Here is a 19,213-nt window from a genome sequence, read left to right on the forward strand (position 1 = left end):
ATGACGGTTTCGTTGATCGTTCGGGCGTGGGGGATCACACTCGGGCTATTGGTCGCTACGTTCCTCGCGGTTGCAGCGGTCGTTCGAACGGGTGCCCCACTCCCCGTCGTGGGTCTCGGCCTTTTCGTGTTCGGTATCATCGCGTATCTATCGTATCGCTCCGGCGGTCGCTACGAGTTCGAACACGAACACGCCAGACCGTTCGATTCCAACGAGTCACCGGTCATACAGCGTGCGGTCCTCGAAGTCTGTGAACGTGCCGAACGTCCCCTTCCTCGAATCGTCCTCATGGAGATGGATGCGCCGAGTGCCGTTGTCGGCTACGACGACGGAAAACCAGTCGTCGCTTTCGACCCGCTCCTCCCGCAAATCGTCGGGCAAGCGGGCGTGGGTGCGTTGTTCGCACACGAACTGGGTCATCTGGGGACGGATATCCACACGGACGCGATTCGTGCATACGTTCCCCAAATACTCGGTTTCAGTGCGTTCTGGCTCGTCTTTCTCGCGGAACGCGGCCCGTTCGTCGCTGCCATCGGCTCGCTTTTGTTCAGCGCACTCGCGTTCATCGAAGAGCGACCGATCCGCTTCGTCCGATATGCACTCGGATTGGGCGTCGAACCGCTCGCACTTTCGCTGAGTCGCTATGCCAATCGAATGGAGGAGTACCGTGCGGACGCATACGCCGCCCACGTCGTCGATCCGGACACGCTCGCCGATGCGCTCTACCGAGTCGCTGCTATCGCAACCGGTGAGAACATCGAGGATGTCGCCGGTCCGATTCCGTGGAACACGGACCGTTCGCTTCTCTTTTCCGTGTTCGCCACCCATCCGTCGATCGAAAACCGCGTCGCTCGACTCGGCTGTGATATCCCCGCGTGGGTCAGTCCGTATCGACCACGTCGAGTCGCCTGACTTCTCACTACCACTGTCGGTGTATCGGTCGCACTCCCCGAGAGTGGTGACTCGATAATCCGATTCTCCCCGCGATACGTGGCTGTTTGTCCACCGTTCGTCTCGGCGCGAATCGGCAGCCGTGGAATCGGTCGATGTCGCCTTCTCCTCCACACCTAATAGCACGGGAAACGACCATCAGTCCATGCGTGTCGCAGCATTCACCGATTTGACCGGACCGGATGGCGTCTCGATTATCGACCGACCGACACCGGAACCCGATCGACACGAGGCGGTGGTCGTAGTCGAGGCGTGTTCGATCAATCGGCACGACCTCTGGATTCTCGAAGGGGATTCCGCGATGGTGGACACGAACGATCTGCCGTTCGTTAGCGGCCTCGACCTCGCCGGAACCGTCGAAGAGATCGGCGAGGACGTCACTGCCGTCGAACCCGGCGAACGCGTGGTACTCTGCCCGAACGAGACGTGCGGGATGTGTCGGTATTGTCGCGAGGGGCCGGAAAACCTGTGCGAGAATTATTCCCTCTACCACGGTGGCCTCGCCGAGACCGCTCGGGTCCGGGCCGACCGCCTCGTTTCGCTTCCCGACGACGTGGGGATGGTCGAGGTGGCGGCACTCCCAACGGCTTATATGACCGCCTATCACATGCTTCGCCGGGTGAAAGCCGGACCGACCGACCTCGTGTTCATCCCCGGTTGCACCGGCGGCGTCGGTGTGGCAGGTGTCCAACTCGCAGCGACCCTTGGTGCTCACAGCATCGGGACGTCCACTTCCCGAGCGAAACTCGATCGTCTCGAATCGCTCGGCCTCGAGTACGCTATCGAGGGTACCGAACCGGACGAGATTCGGGATGTGATCTCCGATATCGGTCCTGTCGACGGCGTACTCAACCACCTCGGTGGCGCGTACACGCAACTCGGGTTGGACGTGTTGCGGCGCGGTGGACGGATGGCGGTGTGTGGGCGAACGGCCGGTGGCACGTCCGAAATCGATATCCCTGACCTGTTCCTCGGCCATAAACGCGTCATCGGGAGCACGATGGGAACACAGGGTGATTTGGAGACGTTGGTCGAACTCGTCGCCGATGGTGCACTCACGCCGGAAGTCGACGAAACCTACCCGCTCGGAAAGACGGGTGAGGCATTCGCGGCGATGCAGGACCGTGAGAGCGTCGGAAAGCTCGTCATCACTCCTTGATCCCTCCTGATCGTATTGCCCGGGACGATTCTCCACTCGTCTCGTCGTCGAATCCCCCGCCGTCCGAACGCACGCTCGTTTGTCAGGTATCGTCGAAAATCGTTATACGCTAGTGAACGCAACCTCCAACGCCGGTTGGGGAGAGCGTCGTGTTTCTCTGGAGGCCTTCAGAGCACCCCCCGACCTGTCATGCTACGTGTCTCGCGACCGTCCATCGAGTTGAATCCCTTCACTGAGTTCCTCGCCTAGCGGTTTATTCGACCATATTCCTCCGTTCCCGGTAAAACCCCGTCCGAGCGGAATCGGATAGCTGATAAAAATACGTATAATAGATGGGTGGCAATACATTGCCATGCATCTATCGAATGTACGCTCACGAGAAGCCGAAAATCCCACTAGGAGTCGCCAATGAAAAATCCCGACTCAAATCCCGCGGCAGCGTTTCGGTCGACGCACCCCGGTGCGGATGTAGAAATGGCGTACGCGGGCAAAAACACGTTTCTGAAGGGCGAGACACGTGACGTAGGTGATCTCGATGACATCGATGTCGGCGTTCTTGGAGCGCCCTACGACGGCGCACTCACCAATCGACCGGGTGCTCGGTACGGACCCGAAGCGATCCGTCGTTCGAGCGCTTGGTGGGCTTACTTATCGAATTATAAGGGCGGGCTCACAAACATGAACACGGGTGCACAGGTCGATTTCTCCGATTTTCAGGTCGCCGACTGTGGCGATGTCCCCGTCTTCCCGATGGATTACGAACGGACCGCCGAGAGCATCACGTCGCACGTTGCAACGATCGCGGAACACGCCTTCCCGCTGACGTTGGGCGGGGACCACTACTGTACGTATCCCGCTTTCCGTGGCTTTGCCGAGGGCTCGAACGCGGACTCGGTTGGATTGGTTCAGATCGATGCGCACACGGATACCTCGGCCGAGAGCACGACGTTCGGAAAACACTACCACGGCTCGAGTACGCGGCTCATCGCCGAGTCCGGATACAGCGATTTTTCCCACGTCAGTCAAGTCGGGATTCGCGGCTATGAGAGCCCGAACTTCTTCGAATTCGCGGATGAGACCGGGCTCAACCTCTTTACGATGCGTGACGTCCACAACCGCGGTATCACCGACGTGGTCGTCGATGCCGTCGAGGCCGCGGCATCCGATACGGACGCCGTTTACGTCACGTTCGATATCGATGGCGTAGACCCAAGTATCGCACCGGGGACGGGCACCCCGGAACCCGATGGACTGAGCGCCCACGAAGCGGTGCGAGTAATGGAGGTGCTGGGGACGCACGATGCCGTCAGTGCTGCCGACGTGATGGAGGTATCGCCACGGTACGATCCGACGGAATCGACACAGACACTTGCAGCGTTCCTCGCCGTAACACTGCTCGAACGGCGATTTGCGGAATAGTTTCACCAGTCTTCGTGAGTAAGGACAGTCGCAACGGGTCGAAACGCCGACCGTTCTTTCAATCCGTGAAGCGTCGTCCACGACCCACCGTATCCCTCTTCCGCGAGAAGTGAAATCGCGAGTTCACCGATCGCTCCGTACGTGAGCGAGGCGAAGTCCCACCCCGGTTGCCCGCACGGGAAAGGTCCTTTCTCCCGTGGCTTTCGGAGGTCGATAACCCCGCCGAGTTGTGCTCTCGTTGCAACAGCGAGGTCGAACGCTTCTTCGTATCGGAGCAACGGGAACTCCCGGTTATCCACGATGAACAAACCGGACTCCTCCCCGTCGAGTAGTGGACGAATCGACGGTCGGTTCGCCTCGATGAGTAGGTCTGCGATGTCGACGGTGGACCCTTCCCCACTGACGGCATCCGTGTATCGGAGAACTGCGCCGCCGTGGTCGCTCACGACCGTTCCCTCGTGAGTGAACCGTTGTGTCGGGTCAGGATGATATTCGACTATCCCGGCGACCTGTAATCGGCTATTGATTCCACGTGAAAGCAGTACACCGTCGAGGGTGATGCTGGACGGGAAGAACAGGCGAACGGTGTCATCGCCATCGCCATCGTTCTCGTTCGGATTCTTTTCGACGGCAACTAGAACGGGTTCGATCGGTAAGGATTCGAGATCGGTCAGCACGTTTATCGCGTCTTCGACCATCGAACGCGGGAGGTCGATAGCGGACGTGACCAACTCGCCGGTGTCCTCGAACGGATCGTACGTAACTTGCCCCGTCAGGACGGCAATACGCTCTCGAACCTGTTCCAGGCGACCGCTGACGTGTCCGTGTCGCAACTCTGACCGGCCTTTCTCGGTCAAACGCCGACCCTGCCCCGGTATTTTCTCCGTAAACCCATCCGCATCGAGTTCCGAGAGGAGGAGTCGAACGGTTCGTCCCTTGATCGAGTAGCCGCGGTGTTGGAGTTGATCGACGAGGCGGATACTCCCGATAGGCTCGTGCACATCGATGAGCCGCAACAAATCATACTCCCGATTATCGAGACGATCAACCATACTCTCACAGTGGAGTACTAACCGATAAACGTAGGCGATACACTATTTCGAACGGACAGTAAGGACAATGTATTAGTACCGGAGGTGGCATAGTGATGCCATGGTTGTGTCACCCATTGACACTGGTCTGCTCATTCTATACATGGTGGGCATGGTCGGGATCGGCTATTGGGGGTATCAAAAATCGGAAACGTTGGACGATTATCTCGTCGCCGGCCGTAATATCCCGTTGTGGATGTACGTTCCGGTCATGTCCGCGGTCATCCTCGGTGGTGCCGCCACCGTCGGTGGTGGGAGCCTTGGATACGAAAGCGGGATTTCAGGGGCCTGGTTGGTCATCACACTCGGTATCGGTACGGTCGCTCTTGGATTGCTCATCTCGACGAACCTCGCCAACCTCAAGGCGTACTCGCTCGGCGAAGTACTGGAACGCCGCTTCGACAAATACTCGGGAACGATCGGTGCTATGATCGCCGGAATTTATGCCCTCACTATCGCGACCACGCAGACCATCGCGGTTGGAAAAGTGCTGAGCGTACTTTTCGGCTTCGAGCAGAGTACGATGATTCTGCTCGCAGGGGCGATCATTATCGCCTATACAGCACTCGGCGGCATGCTCACCGTAACGATGACCGATTTCGTCCAGTGGTGTATCATGACCATCGGCATCTTCTTCATCGCACTTCCACTCGGCCTCGACTCCGTGGGTGGTGTTTCGGGGCTGATGACGGAACTCGAGCCCTCGTACTTCGACGTCACGGCTATCGGTGTGAATACGATTATCGGTTACTTCCTGTTGTACGTCCTCGGCATCATGATCGGACAAGACATCTGGCAGCGCGTCTTCACCGCGAATAGCGCCGAGACGGCCCGAAAAGGGAACATCGCCGCAGGTGTGTACGCGATAGTCTATGGACTCACGACGGCGTTTCTCGGAATGATCGCCCTCGTCGTCTTGCCATCCCTCGGCGATTCGGAACTCGCCCTTCCACGACTCATCCTCGAAATCGTCCCGGTCGGATTCTCGGGAATCATCCTTGCCGGATTCGTTTCGGCGATGATGTCGACGGCGGACTCCGCTCTGCTCGCTTCGAGCACCCTCTTCACGAGCGACATCTACAAACGGTTCATCAATCCCGATGCATCCGATGCGAAGTATTCCAGCGTCTCTCGAGGGCTGATCATCGTCCTCGGCGGAATCATGACCTACGCGGCGATCGAAATCGGGAGCGTCGTACTCGCTCTCACCATCGCGTACGACTTGCTCACGGGCTGTATCTTCGTACCGATCTTCGGGGCGTTCTTCTGGAAGCGGGCGACGTGGCAAGGAGCCCTCTCTTCGATCTGTGTCAGTGCAGCGGTCGTCGTTGCAATGCTGATTCGCGCGGGGTCCTCCTCGAATCTACCCATCATGTACGGGCTTCTCAGTAGTCTCCTCGTGTTCGTCCCGGTCAGTCTCGTTTCGGGACCACCGGCACGTGAGAAACTCGAACGGTGGGTCCGAACGCTGGACTCTTCGGCGTCTCTAGACTGATGGCTCACCGGGGCACCCCATTTTTCAAGCCGTTTTGTAACGACGGTTGTAACCGACGTCCGCCGTTGTGCCCCACGTACAGATAGCGTCACCGAGATGATCTCTCGAAGGCAAATCGCGGTCTCGACATCCGGTTCGCTGCTTGCGGTGGGCATCACAGATCTCCACTTTTGGCGCTGAAGCCCTGCGTTTTGATCGTTCGAGAGGGGCAAGTCACCCTTCAATTCGTCCGCGGCGCTTCACGCAAGGAATAAAACGCGTCCGCGGTCGGGCCAAGTTGTTGGTGATCGGTCGGATGATTTTCCTACTTCGCATCCTTAGTTCCCAACGTGCAAGACATTGAGAATACGTGGTATCAGGATGCGACTATCTACTCCGTCGACTTGAAAGTATTTCAGGATACGGACGGAGATGGTATCGGCGACTTTCGGGGCCTTACCGACCGTCTCGACTACCTTTCCAGATTGGGAATCGACTGTATCTGGCTATTACCGTTCTATCCGTCGCCGGGGCGGGACAACGGGTATGATGTGATGGATTACTACGGAGTGGACTCTCGACTTGGCACTCTCGGCGACTTCGTGGAGTTCATACGCGCTGCCGACGCTCGGGGTATCCGTGTCGTCATCGATCTCGTCGTCAATCACACGTCCGACCAGCACCCGTGGTTCCAAGCCGCTCGCAGCGACCCGGACTCGAAGTATCGGGACTTCTACCTCTGGGCGGATGAAGAACCGGAGGTCCGTCCCGACCGAGGCCCGATCTTCCCCGGTGAGGAGGACCACGTTTGGTCGTACGATAGCGAGGCTGACGCGTACTACTATCACCGATTTTATCACTTCCAACCGGATTTGAACGTCGCCAACCCCGAGGTGCGAGAGGAAGTAAAGAAGATACTCGGATTTTGGTTGGAAGTCGGCGTCGCCGGTTTCCGCATCGACGCCGCTGGATTGCTCACACAGACGAAAGGGCTCGTCGAGGAACCGCTGGACGACCCTCACGGCTTCCTGCGTGAAATGCGTCAGTTCGTCTCTCAGCGCCGCAGCGACGCCGTTCTCCTTGCGGAGGCCGACCGACCACCCGCCGAATTGGGCGAGTACTTCGGTGACAGCGACGAAATGCACCTCCTGTTGAACTTCCAACTCAATGCCCACGTAATTCTCGCATTGGCACGCGGTGAATCCGCACCGCTGGCTTCAGTGCTCGAGGAACTCCCCGACCCACCCGAAAACGCTGGCTGGGCGAACTTCCTGCGGAATCTGGACGAACTCAACATCGGCGCGCTCACCGAGGCGGAGCAGGCAGACGTATACGAGGAGTTCGCCCCCGACGAAACGATGCGGATTTATGACCGCGGTATTCGTCGCCGACTGGCACCGATTCTCGACGGCGACCACGAGCGCATCAAACTCGCCTACAGCCTCCTGTTCTCACTCCCGGGAACTCCGATCATCGTCTACGGGGACGAGATAGGGATGGGTGAGGATCTGAATCAACCGGGTCGTTTCGCCGTCCGAACGCCGATGCAATGGACCGACGAGCTAAACGCCGGTTTTTCGGCCGTCGATTCCGATGACCTTATCCGGCCAGTCGTTTCGGACGAATCCTTCGCCGCACGGGAAGTAAACGTCGCCGACCAATGGGCGGATCCCGACTCCTTACTCAACTGGATCAGTCATCTCGTTCGAACTCGCGACGAGTTCTCGGGGCTTCTCCGAGGCGATGGAACCGTCCTCGACGTGGATCATCCGGCCGTGTTCGCTCACGCGAGTTCGCTCGCTGGCGAGACCATCGTTACCGTCCATAATCTGAGCGCCGAGACGGCCACGACGGAGCTTCCGTTGAATGCCGACCCGACGCCCGTTTTCGGCGACGCTCTATTCGAGCCTGACGCTGATTCCGTGTACGTTTCGCTCTCACCGTATGGCTTCTGCTGGTTCCAACCGTAATCGAATTCCCCTGCTGAACGTGCGTTCACATCCCGTACTACCGTTGTTTTCGTTCTCATCCGTGATGATCCGACGGATGTGCTCTTGGAGTGAGCCGCCAAAACCATCATAAGAGTTCCCTGTAATAAGACACCGTGACCGAAACGCGAACGTCGATAAACGGTGCGGAGGCGGATAAGCAATACGTGAGCTGTGTTCGCTGTACGGCCACGGTAGACATCACCGAATCGCATCCCACGCTCTCCCGAGAGGAAGTGAACGAGATAGACGAAGACGTCACGGTCATGTACCACTTCTGTTCGGGAGACTGTCGGAGCCAGTGGAAGCGTGAAACCGACTATAACTCCGACAGTATCGCGTACTAAACTGAAAGATGTGTGGTGAGTTATCAGTTCGACGCTTCTCTTTCTCGAAAGTGCGAGTTGACTCGGGTCCTCCGATCTCATTTCGCCCGTCGTATCGGTCAATGCCGAGTCACCGGCACTCACGTGATAGAGCGAACACGAGATGAATAACGGGATTTTGGCTGAAAGACTGAAAAAGGACCAAATACGGTCCAAGCATACGATCATTCCAAGGAGTATCCAATGAGGACGTACATAGCATTCCTTCGCGGCATCAACGTCGGCGCGCATAACCGCATGAAGATGGATGATCTGCGGGTGCTGTTCGAGTCGCTCGGTTACGAAAACGTCAGGACGTACATTCAGAGCGGGAACGTCGTATTCGAGACGCAGAGCGACGAAGGGACGATTCGTTCGGACGTCACGGACGCCATCGCCGATACGTTCAGCTACGACATCACCGTCATGGTACGGACGCGTACCGAACTCGTCGCCGCCGTTGATAAGCAACCGTTCGGTGAGCCCAGTAACGACTCGATCAAACGGTATCTCACGTTTCTGAACGAGGTACCGACAGCCGAACGACGTGAGAAGCTGCTGGATAGTCAGAGCGAAGCGGAATCGTTCGAAATCCGCGGGCGTGACGTCTACAGCAGCCTCGATAAGGGGAAACTTGGGCCAGGTCGTTTCACCGACGTGGGTCAGAAGCTGGGAATGGCAGCGACACGCCGAAATTGGAACGTTGTAACGGCGGTCGTAGATCTCTAGGATAGAAGACAAGACATCGTTCCCGAATCGTGACAACCAACGCAAGAAACTGGGAACTACTGTCGAAGGAGTTTTCGGATGTGTCGCCCGTTTCCTGACAGTTGCTTATCCGAATCACCATCTCGTGAGCGGAGTGGCCGCCGATGCCACCGGTTTATGAAACTGTTCGTATGACGTCACTGGCGCTTGCCTCGTTCAACGGCGTCGATCCGACGTATTAGATCCTCGTGTCGCTGCTGTGGCGTCCCGACGCTGTCCATTCCCCAGAGACAGAGTTGGCCATAGGCATACAACAGCGCCATTTCACGATCGTTCACGTCGTCCGTATCCACGTCTCGATAAATCTCGTGTATTTCACCGGCGTGCCGCTCGATTATTCCAGATACGTCCCTTTTCGATTTCGACAACCGTTCGACCTGATCCAGCAGTTGGAACGTCTCTTCTACGTCGTCCTGTTCACAGTCCCGTTCCGTATCGTCACGGAATCTCCCGATGATATCTGTCATACTTTCTAGTAAGAGCTCTCCTCATCTAACCGTTTATGGCCCAGATATTCGCGTTGCCACCGACTCGATCAAGGAAACGAAACGAAGGATTGCTTGGCCGACGGAGCGATTATCGAAATGAGAACACACGGTGTCGAGAGACGAAGATGAAATCGTGTTGTGTGTGTTACGAACGAGAAACTCACCGGAATTCTACGCTCGCGTCCGATCGAGTCCGATATTTTCATTCCGACCGGGCGTCACTTATGGTCAGAGTCACGATGAGTCGAGGTCGTCCGGTTGCGTTCCAACGCCCTCGGGCCACCCCGGAGGTGATTCCGCGCTCGGTTGCGCGAACGCTCGTTTGAGGACCATCGGCGTACGCTCGAGTGAGAGAACCAAATCGCCGTCCTGGTTGAAAGCACGGAGCTCCGTCGTGACGATTCCGACGTGCTCGCGTGATTCGCTCTCACGCTTGTCCACTACTTCGCTCTCCGCGAAGATGGTGTCACCGTGGAAAACGGGAGCGTGATGGCGAACCTCGTCGTAGCCGAGATTTGCCGTCGCGTTGACCGAGATATCGATGACGCTCATTCCGACCGCGAGGGCGATGACGAACGTCCCGTCGACGAGCCGTTCGCCGAACTCCGTCTCGGCGGCGTATGTTTCGTTGAAGTGCATCGGGTTGAGGTTCATCGTGACGTTTGTGAACCAGACGTTGTCTGTTTCGGTTACGGGAGATTCAAGGAGAAAGCCTCGCCCTTTAGGGCGGGGATGAATCCGACAAAGTGCTCGGCAACTGCCGCCGATAGCAGGGCTGGATATTCCACGGGTTGTTCCACTTTCACTCCGCACTACGTAGATATAAGTATTTGTGATGACATAGGTTACGTATGGTGAAACAGGTCGTTACGCGAACCTATCGCGCCCGTATCTGCAACTACTCGCAGGTACGCAACGACCTCGATTCGCTCGGATTCGCCGCCAGCAAGCTCTGGAACGTTGGCCGATGGACGGCCCAACGTGTCTGGGACGCCTGCGGCCAGATTCCCAACGCGAACGCGCTTATGGCCTACCTCAAGAACCACGAACGCTACGCCGACCTCCATTCTCAGTCGAGTCAACGAGTTCTCCAAGAACTCGGTGAGGCGTTCGAAAGTTGGTACGGCAAGCGCCGAAACGGGGACACGAACGCGAATCCGCCCGGCTACCGCAAATACAACGACGACCACCCACGGTCAACAATCACGTTCAAAGCCGCGGGCTTCAAACACGACAGGCACAACAACCGAGTCCGTCTCTCGAAAGGCAAGAACCTCAAAGAGGAGTGGTCGGACTTTGTTCTGTGTGAGTACGATGCCATCTGCCCGTCAGGCCGAACCATCGAGAACGTTCAGCAGGTTCGTGCGGTATACGAACACGGCATCTGGCGGTTGCATTTCGTCTGTCGCGTCTCGATTGACGAACCCAAATCACTTGGTGATGGCGTGGCAGGCATCGACCTTGGTATCTGCAACCTCGCCACCGTCTCGTACGGCGATGAGTCCGTGCTCTATCCCGGTGGGGCGCTCAAAGAAGACGAGTACTACTTCGCCAAGAAGCGCGCCGAGACGGACGATTCGGCGTCACGCGAAGCCCGCCGTCTCGACACCAAGCGCACCGACCGCCGGAGACATTTCTTGCACACACTCTCGAAGGATATCGTATCCGAGTCTGTCAAAAGAGGTGTCGGGACGATCGTTGTTGGTGACCTCGGCGGTATCCGCGAGGACGAGAACGGCGACGCTCGCAATTGGGGCACACACGGCAATCTCGACTTGCATGGATGGGCGTTCGACCGTTTCACGTCGATGCTTGAGTACAAAGCGGAGGAACGCGGTATTGCAGTCGTCACGAAATCCGAGCGCAATACGTCGAAAACGTGCTCAGCGTGTGGTCGGTCTGACGACCGCCAGCGCGTCCTGCGAGGGTTGTACGTGTGTGAGTGTGGATTGGTTGCGAACGCCGATAGTAATGGTGCGGAGAACATCAGACGAAAAGTACTCCCGAATCTCGCCTGTGATGGGGGAGATAGGGATAACGGCTGGTTGGCACAGCCAGCGGTGCGCTTGTTCGATTGCAGCGAGGGTCGGTTTGTCCCGCGAGAACAGGTTTGTAACTGCGAACCCTAATATCCCAAATCAGGGGAATCCTCGTGCTTGAGCGCGGGGAGGATGTCAACGTTCGTCCGAACGGGTGCTTGAACACGTCACCCACGGCGAAGTCCTCGAAGTATCGCCCATGCCAGCCAGCAACGAGCCGTCTATTGGTCTCGCTCATAGTACACATCGATACTCGACCGAGAGCATACTAAAACGGACTCCCGACCGGTAGACGGTTACCATCTGATTCAGGAGAACCGAGAACGAGGGGGACGAGTGGTCACTTTCGGTCCACTAGGCGAGTGTATTTCCTCCTGAACGGTCTCTACAGAGGCGGGGAAAACAATGATCGAAAAGCTCCGCCTCACGACTCGTATCGTTAGCGACCAGGACGAAGCACTCGAATTCTACACCGAAAAGCTCGGACTAAAGAAAGCAGCGGACCAGACGTTTGGACCCGATGATCAGCGGTGGGTTACCGTCGCCGCCGACCGAGACGATACCGTGGAAATCGTCCTCGAACCGCTCGACTGGTTCGAAGGCGAGGAAGCCGACAGTCGCTCCGCAATGCTCGGGACGCAACCGGCGCTCGCCTTCACGGTGGACGATTGCCGAGAGACGTACGAAACGCTGCGTGAACGCGGTGTCGAATTCACGTCCGAGCCAATCGAACAACCATACGGCATCGAAGCTATCGCAACTGACCTCTATGGGAACGGGATAGTCCTCGTCGAACACCCCTCGGACGCCGAAGCGAGATAATATCGTCGTTCTCGGGGGGATTACCGACCAATGCGGACCTTTTATCACATGTCTCATTTCAACGATGGGAGCGGACGTCGCCCGCTCCCGTCGGCGGGAAACTGTCATCCGGTGGTCGCGATACCTGTCTGGTATGGGAGTACTCCAGGACAGACAGTGCATCACGGGGATCAGACACGACTACGATGAGGTGTACGGTGGAATGAAGCGCTGTCGGAACTGTTGGACCGTCGTAGAGACCTAATAACCCACACGAACGAGTACTAGCGGCCACAAATAGTCAGTGAAATGGAGCATGGATGCCGTTACATCAGGTTAGCGAACCTTTCGACACCGCACCAAAGGGTCCCACATCCTCACCGATGATTGACCAAAAACGAATATGATGTCGTTTCGCACGGCAATGCTGTCGTTACGTCGTCGTGGTCGTCATCATCCCGCTCGGGGCGTCTATCGTCGGCAGGAGGTCGAAGGATTGGGCCTTGTCGTTCGTCTGCAGGAGTCCGACGGCGAACGCCGAAACCACTGTGCCACTTTCGAGGTTCACATCGAATGTGGCGACAGCCTCGTTCTTTCCTGCGGGTCGGACTTCGATGGTGTACGACCCTGCGGGAACCTCGACGTACTCGCTTGCCTCGCCGAATTTCAGTCCTTCGACGAGGACGTTGCCATCCGCCGCGATATCGACCGCTGGCGCATCCGGTGAGAGATGGACCGCTCGCAAGCGCGCTTGGTCACCGGACGGCACTTTGTTATCATCGACGAACACGAAGGCCTGCGGACTGTCGAGCGTCCCCCCTGCGGCAATCGTATAATCGGTGCTCGCATCGAGTGTAACTTGCTCGTCGATGACCGCGCTTCCTTGTCCTTCCCCTGCCGGCACGACCTGTACGGTGTGTTTCCCAGCATCGAGGTCGAGATAGTCGCTGACGTCTTTGAACGCGACGTTCTGTAGGACGCGGTTTCCGTCGACATAGACGTCCACTTCCGGGGCGTCCGGAATCGCGTGGATGACCCGGACGCGACTCGCGTTCCCGTTTTGGCTGGTGGTCATGTCCTGTGCGCTCGAAACCCCTCCGAGAATGGGTATGCTGCTTACGCCGATGGCTCTGAGCACTTGTCGTCTAGTTTGCTTCATTTTGATTCCCCGACTGGTACTCGTCCAGTATGTCAAAAATCATTTTCCCGAACCAGCTTGGTTGGCTCACTGTCATTCGGGTACTCTTCTGCCATTCGGTCGGCGTCGTTCGGGTGTGGAGTAAACTCGAACGCATCACGAAAGACGGTGGGAAGGTCCATTTCCGGCTTCCCGACGAGGAAGCCGCGCCCGGTCGCGGTGGTGCAAACCGCGAACTGTAATATCTCAACTCGGGGGTATCCTCGTGCTTGAGCGCGGAGCGAATGTCAAAGAATTGTTACTGGCACCATGTCTGCTCGAACATTGTGTCGCCATCGAGTCCAACGGTAGTTTCAAGCTGGCAGAGATCGGTAGAAATGTAGTTACTGGCAGTAATCTCGAATTCACCGAAATCCGTCGTAATTCTTAGCGTCATTTCGTTCTGAGCAGTAGCGGTTGATGGATCGTCTGCCGTAACCGACGCCTCAAACGTCGCTTCCCGTGAAAGTCGACCGTGTGGGAGGTCGACGTCCAACGAGTGGCGTTTTACCGTCCGGACACGATTGGAGACCCGCTCACGACTAGTCGTCCACGAGGAACTGCCGTTCGCACGTTCGGCGCTCGTCGGAACTCTTTCATCAGGTGGTGGCATCTGTATCGAGTCATCAAACTCCACATCGTTCATTTGGCGGCCAGGGAACCACACAGTAGCGGGAGTAGCGGGTGCGGAACGAACGATGAACGAACCCTGGCGTGGGGTCGGAAGGGAGACCGGAAAGTAAGATGAGCCGACGGCAACGCGAATCGAATGCCCTTCCTCGAAGACGTGAGACTTCGGCTCGAACGGAACGGTTATGTTGTACTCGGTTCCGGGTTTCATTTCCTCAGGATCGTCGAGGCCCTTTCGGTATTTACCTCGAATCGCTCCATGGGAAACGAGTGTGCCACGCGAATCCGGTGACACATCCACAAGTCGAACGACAATAGTTGGGTCGGGAACGCTGGCTTCGAGTCGGAGCGTCACGTTGCCAGTGCCGGTGAGTTCGATTGGGCTATCGAGGGGACCCGTCTCGAACGTTAATGACCGTACGTCGTCATCGTTCGTTGCTGGCGGTTCGAACGAGACCCCGTAGGGATCGATCGAGGACTGTCCGACAGTAGAATCAAATCTGTATTCGGCATCAACTTTACCGCTCTTGTATTCACTCGGGGATACGAGTCCTGTCGGTGTGAGTGCGAATGACACGGAATCGTCTGTCTTGTCATAAATCGTTTCGCCATTGGTTGGCCGATCCGTTGCGTCTTCATCACAAACGGTCGGCCAGGTCTCTCGGCCGCGCCATTGACCAGCCGAAGACCCCCCACCATCAAGCTCGGTCCAGTAAGAGATGGTTGGTTCGTCCATCACTCCGTTTTCTTCGTCACGCAAAAAGTGGTTGAACCACTCGAGTGCTCGTCGACGGAAGTTAATAGCACTTTCACGGCCGCGATGAGGCATCTGATGACGCCATGGACCGAGAAGAAACCGCTTTGGTGCATCGATGGCCTCGAAGTATTCCAGTGTATCCTGCGTGTACGGATCACGCCACCCACCGACAGCGAGTGTCGGGGTTTCGATACGCTCGACGGGAATATTCTTATCCTCCCAGTAGGATTCGTGGGGCTCATTGTCGATGAATTGTAACAGCCATGGCGGTTGATCGCGTGACCGTTCTAATCGATTCTGCCAACGAGGAAGCCACTCACCATCCGCATCACGAATACTCGCTGGTTTTGCTTCGAGCGCTTGCATCAGTGTCAGCCAGTCCATCCCAATGGTGAGAAACTCGAACAGGCCACCGTAGGAATATGCGTTCCGCCATCCTTGATAGGGAGTATGAATAGGGATGATTGCGTCCAAAGCGTCCGGTTGCTGAGCCGCAGCATCTAGCGCTGTAATACCACCGTATGATTTCCCGAAGAGACCGATTCGACCAGTAGTCCAAGGCTGTTCAGCGAGCCACTCGACGATGGCTGCTGGTTCGATTCCCTCACGTCGGGTGAATGGTTCGTCGATGAACCCGCTCGAACTACCGGTCCCGAGCATGTCCGCGACAATGACCTCGTAGCCGTGCTTGGCAAAATACAGACAGAGGGGGTCGTACGCACCGTATGTGGTGAGATCGTCTTGGTGATACGGAACATACATCAACAGCGCTGGTGAGGGCCCATCGCTGTCGAGTGGTTCATATCGGGTTGCTACAACAGTTTCCGACTGGACAGGGATTTCAAGAGCTGTGTGACGTCTAACATCGCCAAGTGGGTCGTGAGAAGTCATGAGAGGGACGAAACGGCAACTATTTTCACGAATGAGAACATTATTACAAAGTCAGTTTTGAATCATCCACACGTTCTCAAACAGCAGGGCACTGTTCGTCTCGAGAGAACGGTGATGGCTTAGGTCTCTGGTTGTACTACTTGATACCATATAGTTCGCATTTGGAACCACGCCAACTTAATTGTTTGACCGATGCGGGTGTCTCTTGCAGTCTCGACGTGTTCTTCTTCGACCATCAGCCCTTCGCTACACATACTGCTGACTACGCTAGCATTAGATAATATGATACCGTACCGTCGCTTCTCGTCGGTCTCATCGAGAAGAGCGGACCGTGTAGAGAATATTTATATTTGTACAACCAAGGTTGATTTCATGCCGGTTACTACCCCTATTCATGAGCGTTTATCCGATCTTCGACGTGAATTTCATCAATATCCTGAACCTGCTTGGCGTGAGTTTTACACTACTTCTCGACTTGCAGAAGAGATAGAATACATCGGCGTAGACCAACTCCACCTGGGGCGGGAAGCGATGAACCCCGCTGAGCGACTGGCCGTCCCCTCCGCTACTGAAATCGACCGTTGGCGAGAACAGGCCCGTGAAGACGGTGCCCCGGCCGAGTTTCTCGACCGACTTGAGGACTGTACCGGTGCAGTTGCGGTTCTTGAGCATGGCGATGGGCCAACTGTCGCTTTGCGTGTCGATATCGACGGACTCCTTCGTGAAGAATCGCCCGACGAAACTCATCATCCGGCGGCCGAAGGGTTTCGCTCTCGACATGATGGCATCATGCACGCCTGTGGGCACGATGCTCACATGACCATCGGACTCGGTATACTGGAAGCCATCGCGGAGAGCGACTTCTCCGGCACGTTCAAGGTGTTCTTCCAACCAGCGGAGGAGAAAGCGGGAGGGGCCCGTCCGATGGCGAAAAGCGAGCACATCGTAGACGTCGATTATCTGTTCGCGACCCACGTCGGTCTCGATCATCCGACCGGAGAGATAGTTTCGGGAATGGTCAAACCACTCGCGGTCAGCAACCTCAGCGTCACGTTTCGGGGGAAGTCCGCCCATGCCGGTCTCGCACCGAACGAGGGCCAAAACGCGATGCAGGCGCTCGGGACTGCGATTCAGAACGCCTACGCCATTCCTCGACATGTCGATGGGACGACTCGGGTCAATATCGGTCGCGTGGAGGGAGGGACCGCGCAGAACGTAATCGCCGAGCGAATCGAGGCGGAAGCCGAGGTCCGTGGTGAGACTACTCATTTAATGGAGTACACGAAGACGAAGTTCGAGAATACGGCTCACGCTGCCGCGGCCATGCACGAATGCGAGGTGGATGTAACCGTTGATGGTCAAGCACCGCGCGCTGACAGCGACCCCGAGTTAGCCGCTATCGTCGGTGAGAGCGCACGAAACCACCATGATGTCGATCACGTTATCGATTCGATTCGGTTCGGAGCGAGCGAGGATGCAACCTACCTCATGGATGCGGTTCAAAAACAGGGCGGGCTGGCAACGTACGTCATCGTTGGTACTGATCACCCAACTGGCCATCATACCGCGACTTTCGATATCGACGAAGCATCGCTACCGATCGCGGTCGACGTGTTAACCGACGCTATTTGTACCGTTGCTCATCGTGATCCACTCCCTAGTTCTGAAGAAGATTCATAGGTATTTCGAGGCCACACTCCTGGGGCTGCGAATCACTAAAGATGTGCGTACAAGAATTTCTATTAAGTTTATATAGATGTTGTTAAATACTTTCACGAGTCACCGAGGATATCTCGGAGTTTTCCCGCCGCGAGGTTGCTTCCCGTGATTGGCAGAACGACGGTCTTCCCCGCGAGTTCGTCGCCCAGTTGAACGGCAGCTGCAACGCTGACGGCGGCTGCCCCCTCGGCTAATACCGCATCCTCGGTAAGGAGTTTCCGGATGGCAGCCCGTATGTCGTCATCCTCGACGACCATCATCTCCGTCAGGTGGTCTTGCATAATCTGAAGCGGGAGTGCAAATGGAGTCCGTATATTGATTCCCTCGGCAAACGTATCAGCTTGCTCTTGGAACTCGATTGTACCCTCGCTCCACGCTCGATAGACGGCATCAGCCCCGGTCGCCTGAACGCCGATGACGTCTCCGCCGAGGAGTTTGCCAACGGTAAGCGCATAGGCCGAAGCACTGCTCCCCCCGCCGACGGGGTTGATTACGACATCCACTTCCGGACAATCCTCCATCACTTCGAGGCCAGCACTGGCACGCCCGGCGATCAGGTGGGGCTCATTCCCCCCGTGTACGTATCGATATCCCTCCTCGGCTGCCCGTTGTTCGGCGTGTTCGCGCGCGTCGTCGAAATCCTCGCCATGCTTGATGACGGTCGCACCAAGCCGCTTCATACTGCTGATCTTCGTCTGATTCTCGAGTGTCGCAGGAACGACGATAGTTGCCGGAACGTCGAATTCGCGTGCGGCCGTGGCCATCCCTTGGCCGTGATTTCCCATGCTCGCCGTGATCAACCCTTTCTCACGAAACTCTGGCGCAAGCTCGGCGACGAGATTATAGAACCCCCGAATTTTGAACGAGCGTGTCGGTAGCGTATCCTCACGCTTGATCAACACGTTCGCATCGAGTTCAGCCGAGAGACTCTCACTACGGACTAACGGCGTTCGCGGGAGATATTGCTCTACGGTTTGTCGTGCCTTATAGATGTCCCGTGTCGTAGGAGGTGTCAGATCGTGATACGAGAAAATCGTGGTCTTGTCCGGAGAGTCGACGGGTTTGTATGATGACATCGGTTCGTCGATAGGAGTGCAAGTGAGTTAAGTGTCCACGACAGGGACGATGACGTCTCATTTAGATTTACTCCAAAAATTAGCGTGGTCGTCGATCATAACCCGTCGAAACAGTATCTCTATCAATCATTTAACCTATCTGTTGACCGAATGCCGTATCAAGAGTGCCTATCAGGCGACGTTGGCCTCCCGAAGGTTGGCACTGTCTAGTTTAGCTCCTCTTCGACAGGTGTTCGGTTGTCAAGCGATTGGTGCGGTCTCTGATGGTTATAGTAATGTACAAACTGTTCAAGCCACTGCTGGACGCTGGGCCGACTGCCCACCCACGACGTATGGAAGCGGTCGATCCGCTGTTTGAGCGTGTGAAACCACTTTTCGATCAGGTTTCGCTCGGTGTAGTCGAGCCGACCGCGCAACCCA

General features: G+C 56.7%; 18 protein-coding genes. 11 read left to right on the top strand and 7 right to left on the bottom strand.

Annotation, left to right across the window (positions count from 1 at the left end; all coding sequences use genetic code 11):
- The 3 genes from LJF34_RS17995 to speB all read left to right on the top strand — a co-directional run bounded on the left by LJF34_RS17995 (nt 1) and on the right by speB (nt 3,529).
- The gene (locus LJF34_RS17995) at nt 1–912 is read left to right on the top strand and encodes a M48 family metalloprotease (protein WP_231186686.1); all 912 of its coding nucleotides are present in this window, start codon (nt 1–3) and stop codon (nt 910–912) included.
- A 184-nt stretch (nt 913–1,096) separates the two neighbouring features.
- Complete coding sequence (locus tag LJF34_RS18000; protein WP_231186687.1) at nt 1,097–2,110, top strand: zinc-binding dehydrogenase; 1,014 nt, start codon at nt 1,097–1,099, stop codon at nt 2,108–2,110.
- A gap of 408 nt (nt 2,111–2,518) precedes the next feature.
- The gene (gene speB, locus LJF34_RS18005) at nt 2,519–3,529 is read left to right on the top strand and encodes an agmatinase (RefSeq protein WP_231186688.1); all 1,011 of its coding nucleotides are present in this window, start codon (nt 2,519–2,521) and stop codon (nt 3,527–3,529) included.
- Between the two features lie 2 nt (nt 3,530–3,531).
- On the opposite strand, the gene LJF34_RS18010 is transcribed toward speB, so the two are convergent.
- Nucleotides 3,532–4,581, bottom strand: a complete 1,050-nt coding sequence (locus LJF34_RS18010; RefSeq protein ID WP_231186689.1) for an NrpR regulatory domain-containing protein — start codon at nt 4,579–4,581, stop codon at nt 3,532–3,534.
- Between the two features lie 100 nt (nt 4,582–4,681).
- Between LJF34_RS18010 and LJF34_RS18015 the strand changes: the two genes are divergently transcribed.
- The 4 genes from LJF34_RS18015 (at nt 4,682) to LJF34_RS18030 (ending at nt 9,176) form a co-directional block, all read left to right on the top strand.
- Complete coding sequence (locus tag LJF34_RS18015; RefSeq protein WP_231186690.1) at nt 4,682–6,115, top strand: sodium:solute symporter; 1,434 nt, start codon at nt 4,682–4,684, stop codon at nt 6,113–6,115.
- A 329-nt stretch (nt 6,116–6,444) separates the two neighbouring features.
- Entirely contained in the window at nt 6,445–8,064 is a 1,620-nt protein-coding gene (locus LJF34_RS18020) for an alpha-amylase family protein (protein WP_231186691.1), read from the top strand.
- A 134-nt stretch (nt 8,065–8,198) separates the two neighbouring features.
- A complete protein-coding gene (locus tag LJF34_RS18025) occupies nt 8,199–8,429 on the top strand; it encodes a hypothetical protein (protein ID WP_231186692.1) in 231 nt (76 codons plus the stop codon).
- Between the two features lie 222 nt (nt 8,430–8,651).
- Entirely contained in the window at nt 8,652–9,176 is a 525-nt protein-coding gene (locus tag LJF34_RS18030; protein ID WP_231186693.1) for a DUF1697 domain-containing protein, read from the top strand.
- 176 nt (nt 9,177–9,352) lie between these two features.
- On the opposite strand, the gene LJF34_RS18035 is transcribed toward LJF34_RS18030, so the two are convergent.
- Together LJF34_RS18035 and LJF34_RS18040 are read right to left on the bottom strand one after the other, a co-directional pair.
- Nucleotides 9,353–9,682, bottom strand: a complete 330-nt coding sequence (locus tag LJF34_RS18035) for a hypothetical protein (protein ID WP_231186694.1) — start codon at nt 9,680–9,682, stop codon at nt 9,353–9,355.
- Between the two features lie 255 nt (nt 9,683–9,937).
- On the bottom strand, nt 9,938–10,516 hold the full coding sequence (locus LJF34_RS18040) for a MaoC family dehydratase (RefSeq protein WP_342765883.1): 579 nt from the start codon (nt 10,514–10,516) through the stop codon (nt 9,938–9,940).
- A 38-nt stretch (nt 10,517–10,554) separates the two neighbouring features.
- Between LJF34_RS18040 and LJF34_RS18045 the strand changes: the two genes are divergently transcribed.
- Both LJF34_RS18045 and LJF34_RS18050 read left to right on the top strand, forming a co-directional pair.
- Nucleotides 10,555–11,832 (top strand): transposase, encoded by a 1,278-nt coding sequence (locus LJF34_RS18045; RefSeq protein ID WP_231186696.1) that lies wholly within the window; start codon nt 10,555–10,557, stop codon nt 11,830–11,832.
- A 315-nt stretch (nt 11,833–12,147) separates the two neighbouring features.
- On the top strand, nt 12,148–12,564 hold the full coding sequence (locus tag LJF34_RS18050) for a VOC family protein (RefSeq protein WP_231186697.1): 417 nt from the start codon (nt 12,148–12,150) through the stop codon (nt 12,562–12,564).
- A gap of 412 nt (nt 12,565–12,976) precedes the next feature.
- Here the strand turns inward: LJF34_RS18050 and LJF34_RS18055 are convergent, their stop codons facing one another.
- Nucleotides 12,977–13,618: a DUF4397 domain-containing protein gene (locus tag LJF34_RS18055; RefSeq protein WP_231186698.1), complete on the bottom strand. Its 642-nt coding sequence runs from the start codon at nt 13,616–13,618 to the stop codon at nt 12,977–12,979.
- 113 nt (nt 13,619–13,731) lie between these two features.
- On the opposite strand from LJF34_RS18055, the gene LJF34_RS18060 reads away from it, so the two are divergent.
- Complete coding sequence (locus tag LJF34_RS18060) at nt 13,732–13,923, top strand: hypothetical protein (protein ID WP_231186699.1); 192 nt, start codon at nt 13,732–13,734, stop codon at nt 13,921–13,923.
- Between the two features lie 56 nt (nt 13,924–13,979).
- Here LJF34_RS18060 and LJF34_RS18065 read toward each other — a convergent pair whose 3' ends face one another.
- A complete protein-coding gene (locus LJF34_RS18065) occupies nt 13,980–15,998 on the bottom strand; it encodes a CocE/NonD family hydrolase (protein ID WP_231186700.1) in 2,019 nt (672 codons plus the stop codon).
- Nucleotides 15,999–16,370: 372 nt separating this feature from the next.
- Between LJF34_RS18065 and LJF34_RS18070 the strand changes: the two genes are divergently transcribed.
- Entirely contained in the window at nt 16,371–17,678 is a 1,308-nt protein-coding gene (locus LJF34_RS18070; protein ID WP_231186715.1) for an amidohydrolase, read from the top strand.
- Nucleotides 17,679–17,770: 92 nt separating this feature from the next.
- Here LJF34_RS18070 and LJF34_RS18075 read toward each other — a convergent pair whose 3' ends face one another.
- Together LJF34_RS18075 and LJF34_RS18080 are read right to left on the bottom strand one after the other, a co-directional pair.
- Entirely contained in the window at nt 17,771–18,793 is a 1,023-nt protein-coding gene (locus LJF34_RS18075) for a threonine/serine dehydratase (protein WP_231186701.1), read from the bottom strand.
- A gap of 206 nt (nt 18,794–18,999) precedes the next feature.
- The coding region (locus LJF34_RS18080; RefSeq protein WP_231186702.1) for an integrase core domain-containing protein at nt 19,000–19,213 on the bottom strand (214 nt) is incomplete at its 5' end.

Source organism: Haladaptatus sp. DYF46 (assembly GCF_021083305.1).
In the GTDB taxonomy this organism is placed as follows: Archaea; Halobacteriota; Halobacteria; order Halobacteriales; family Haladaptataceae; genus Haladaptatus.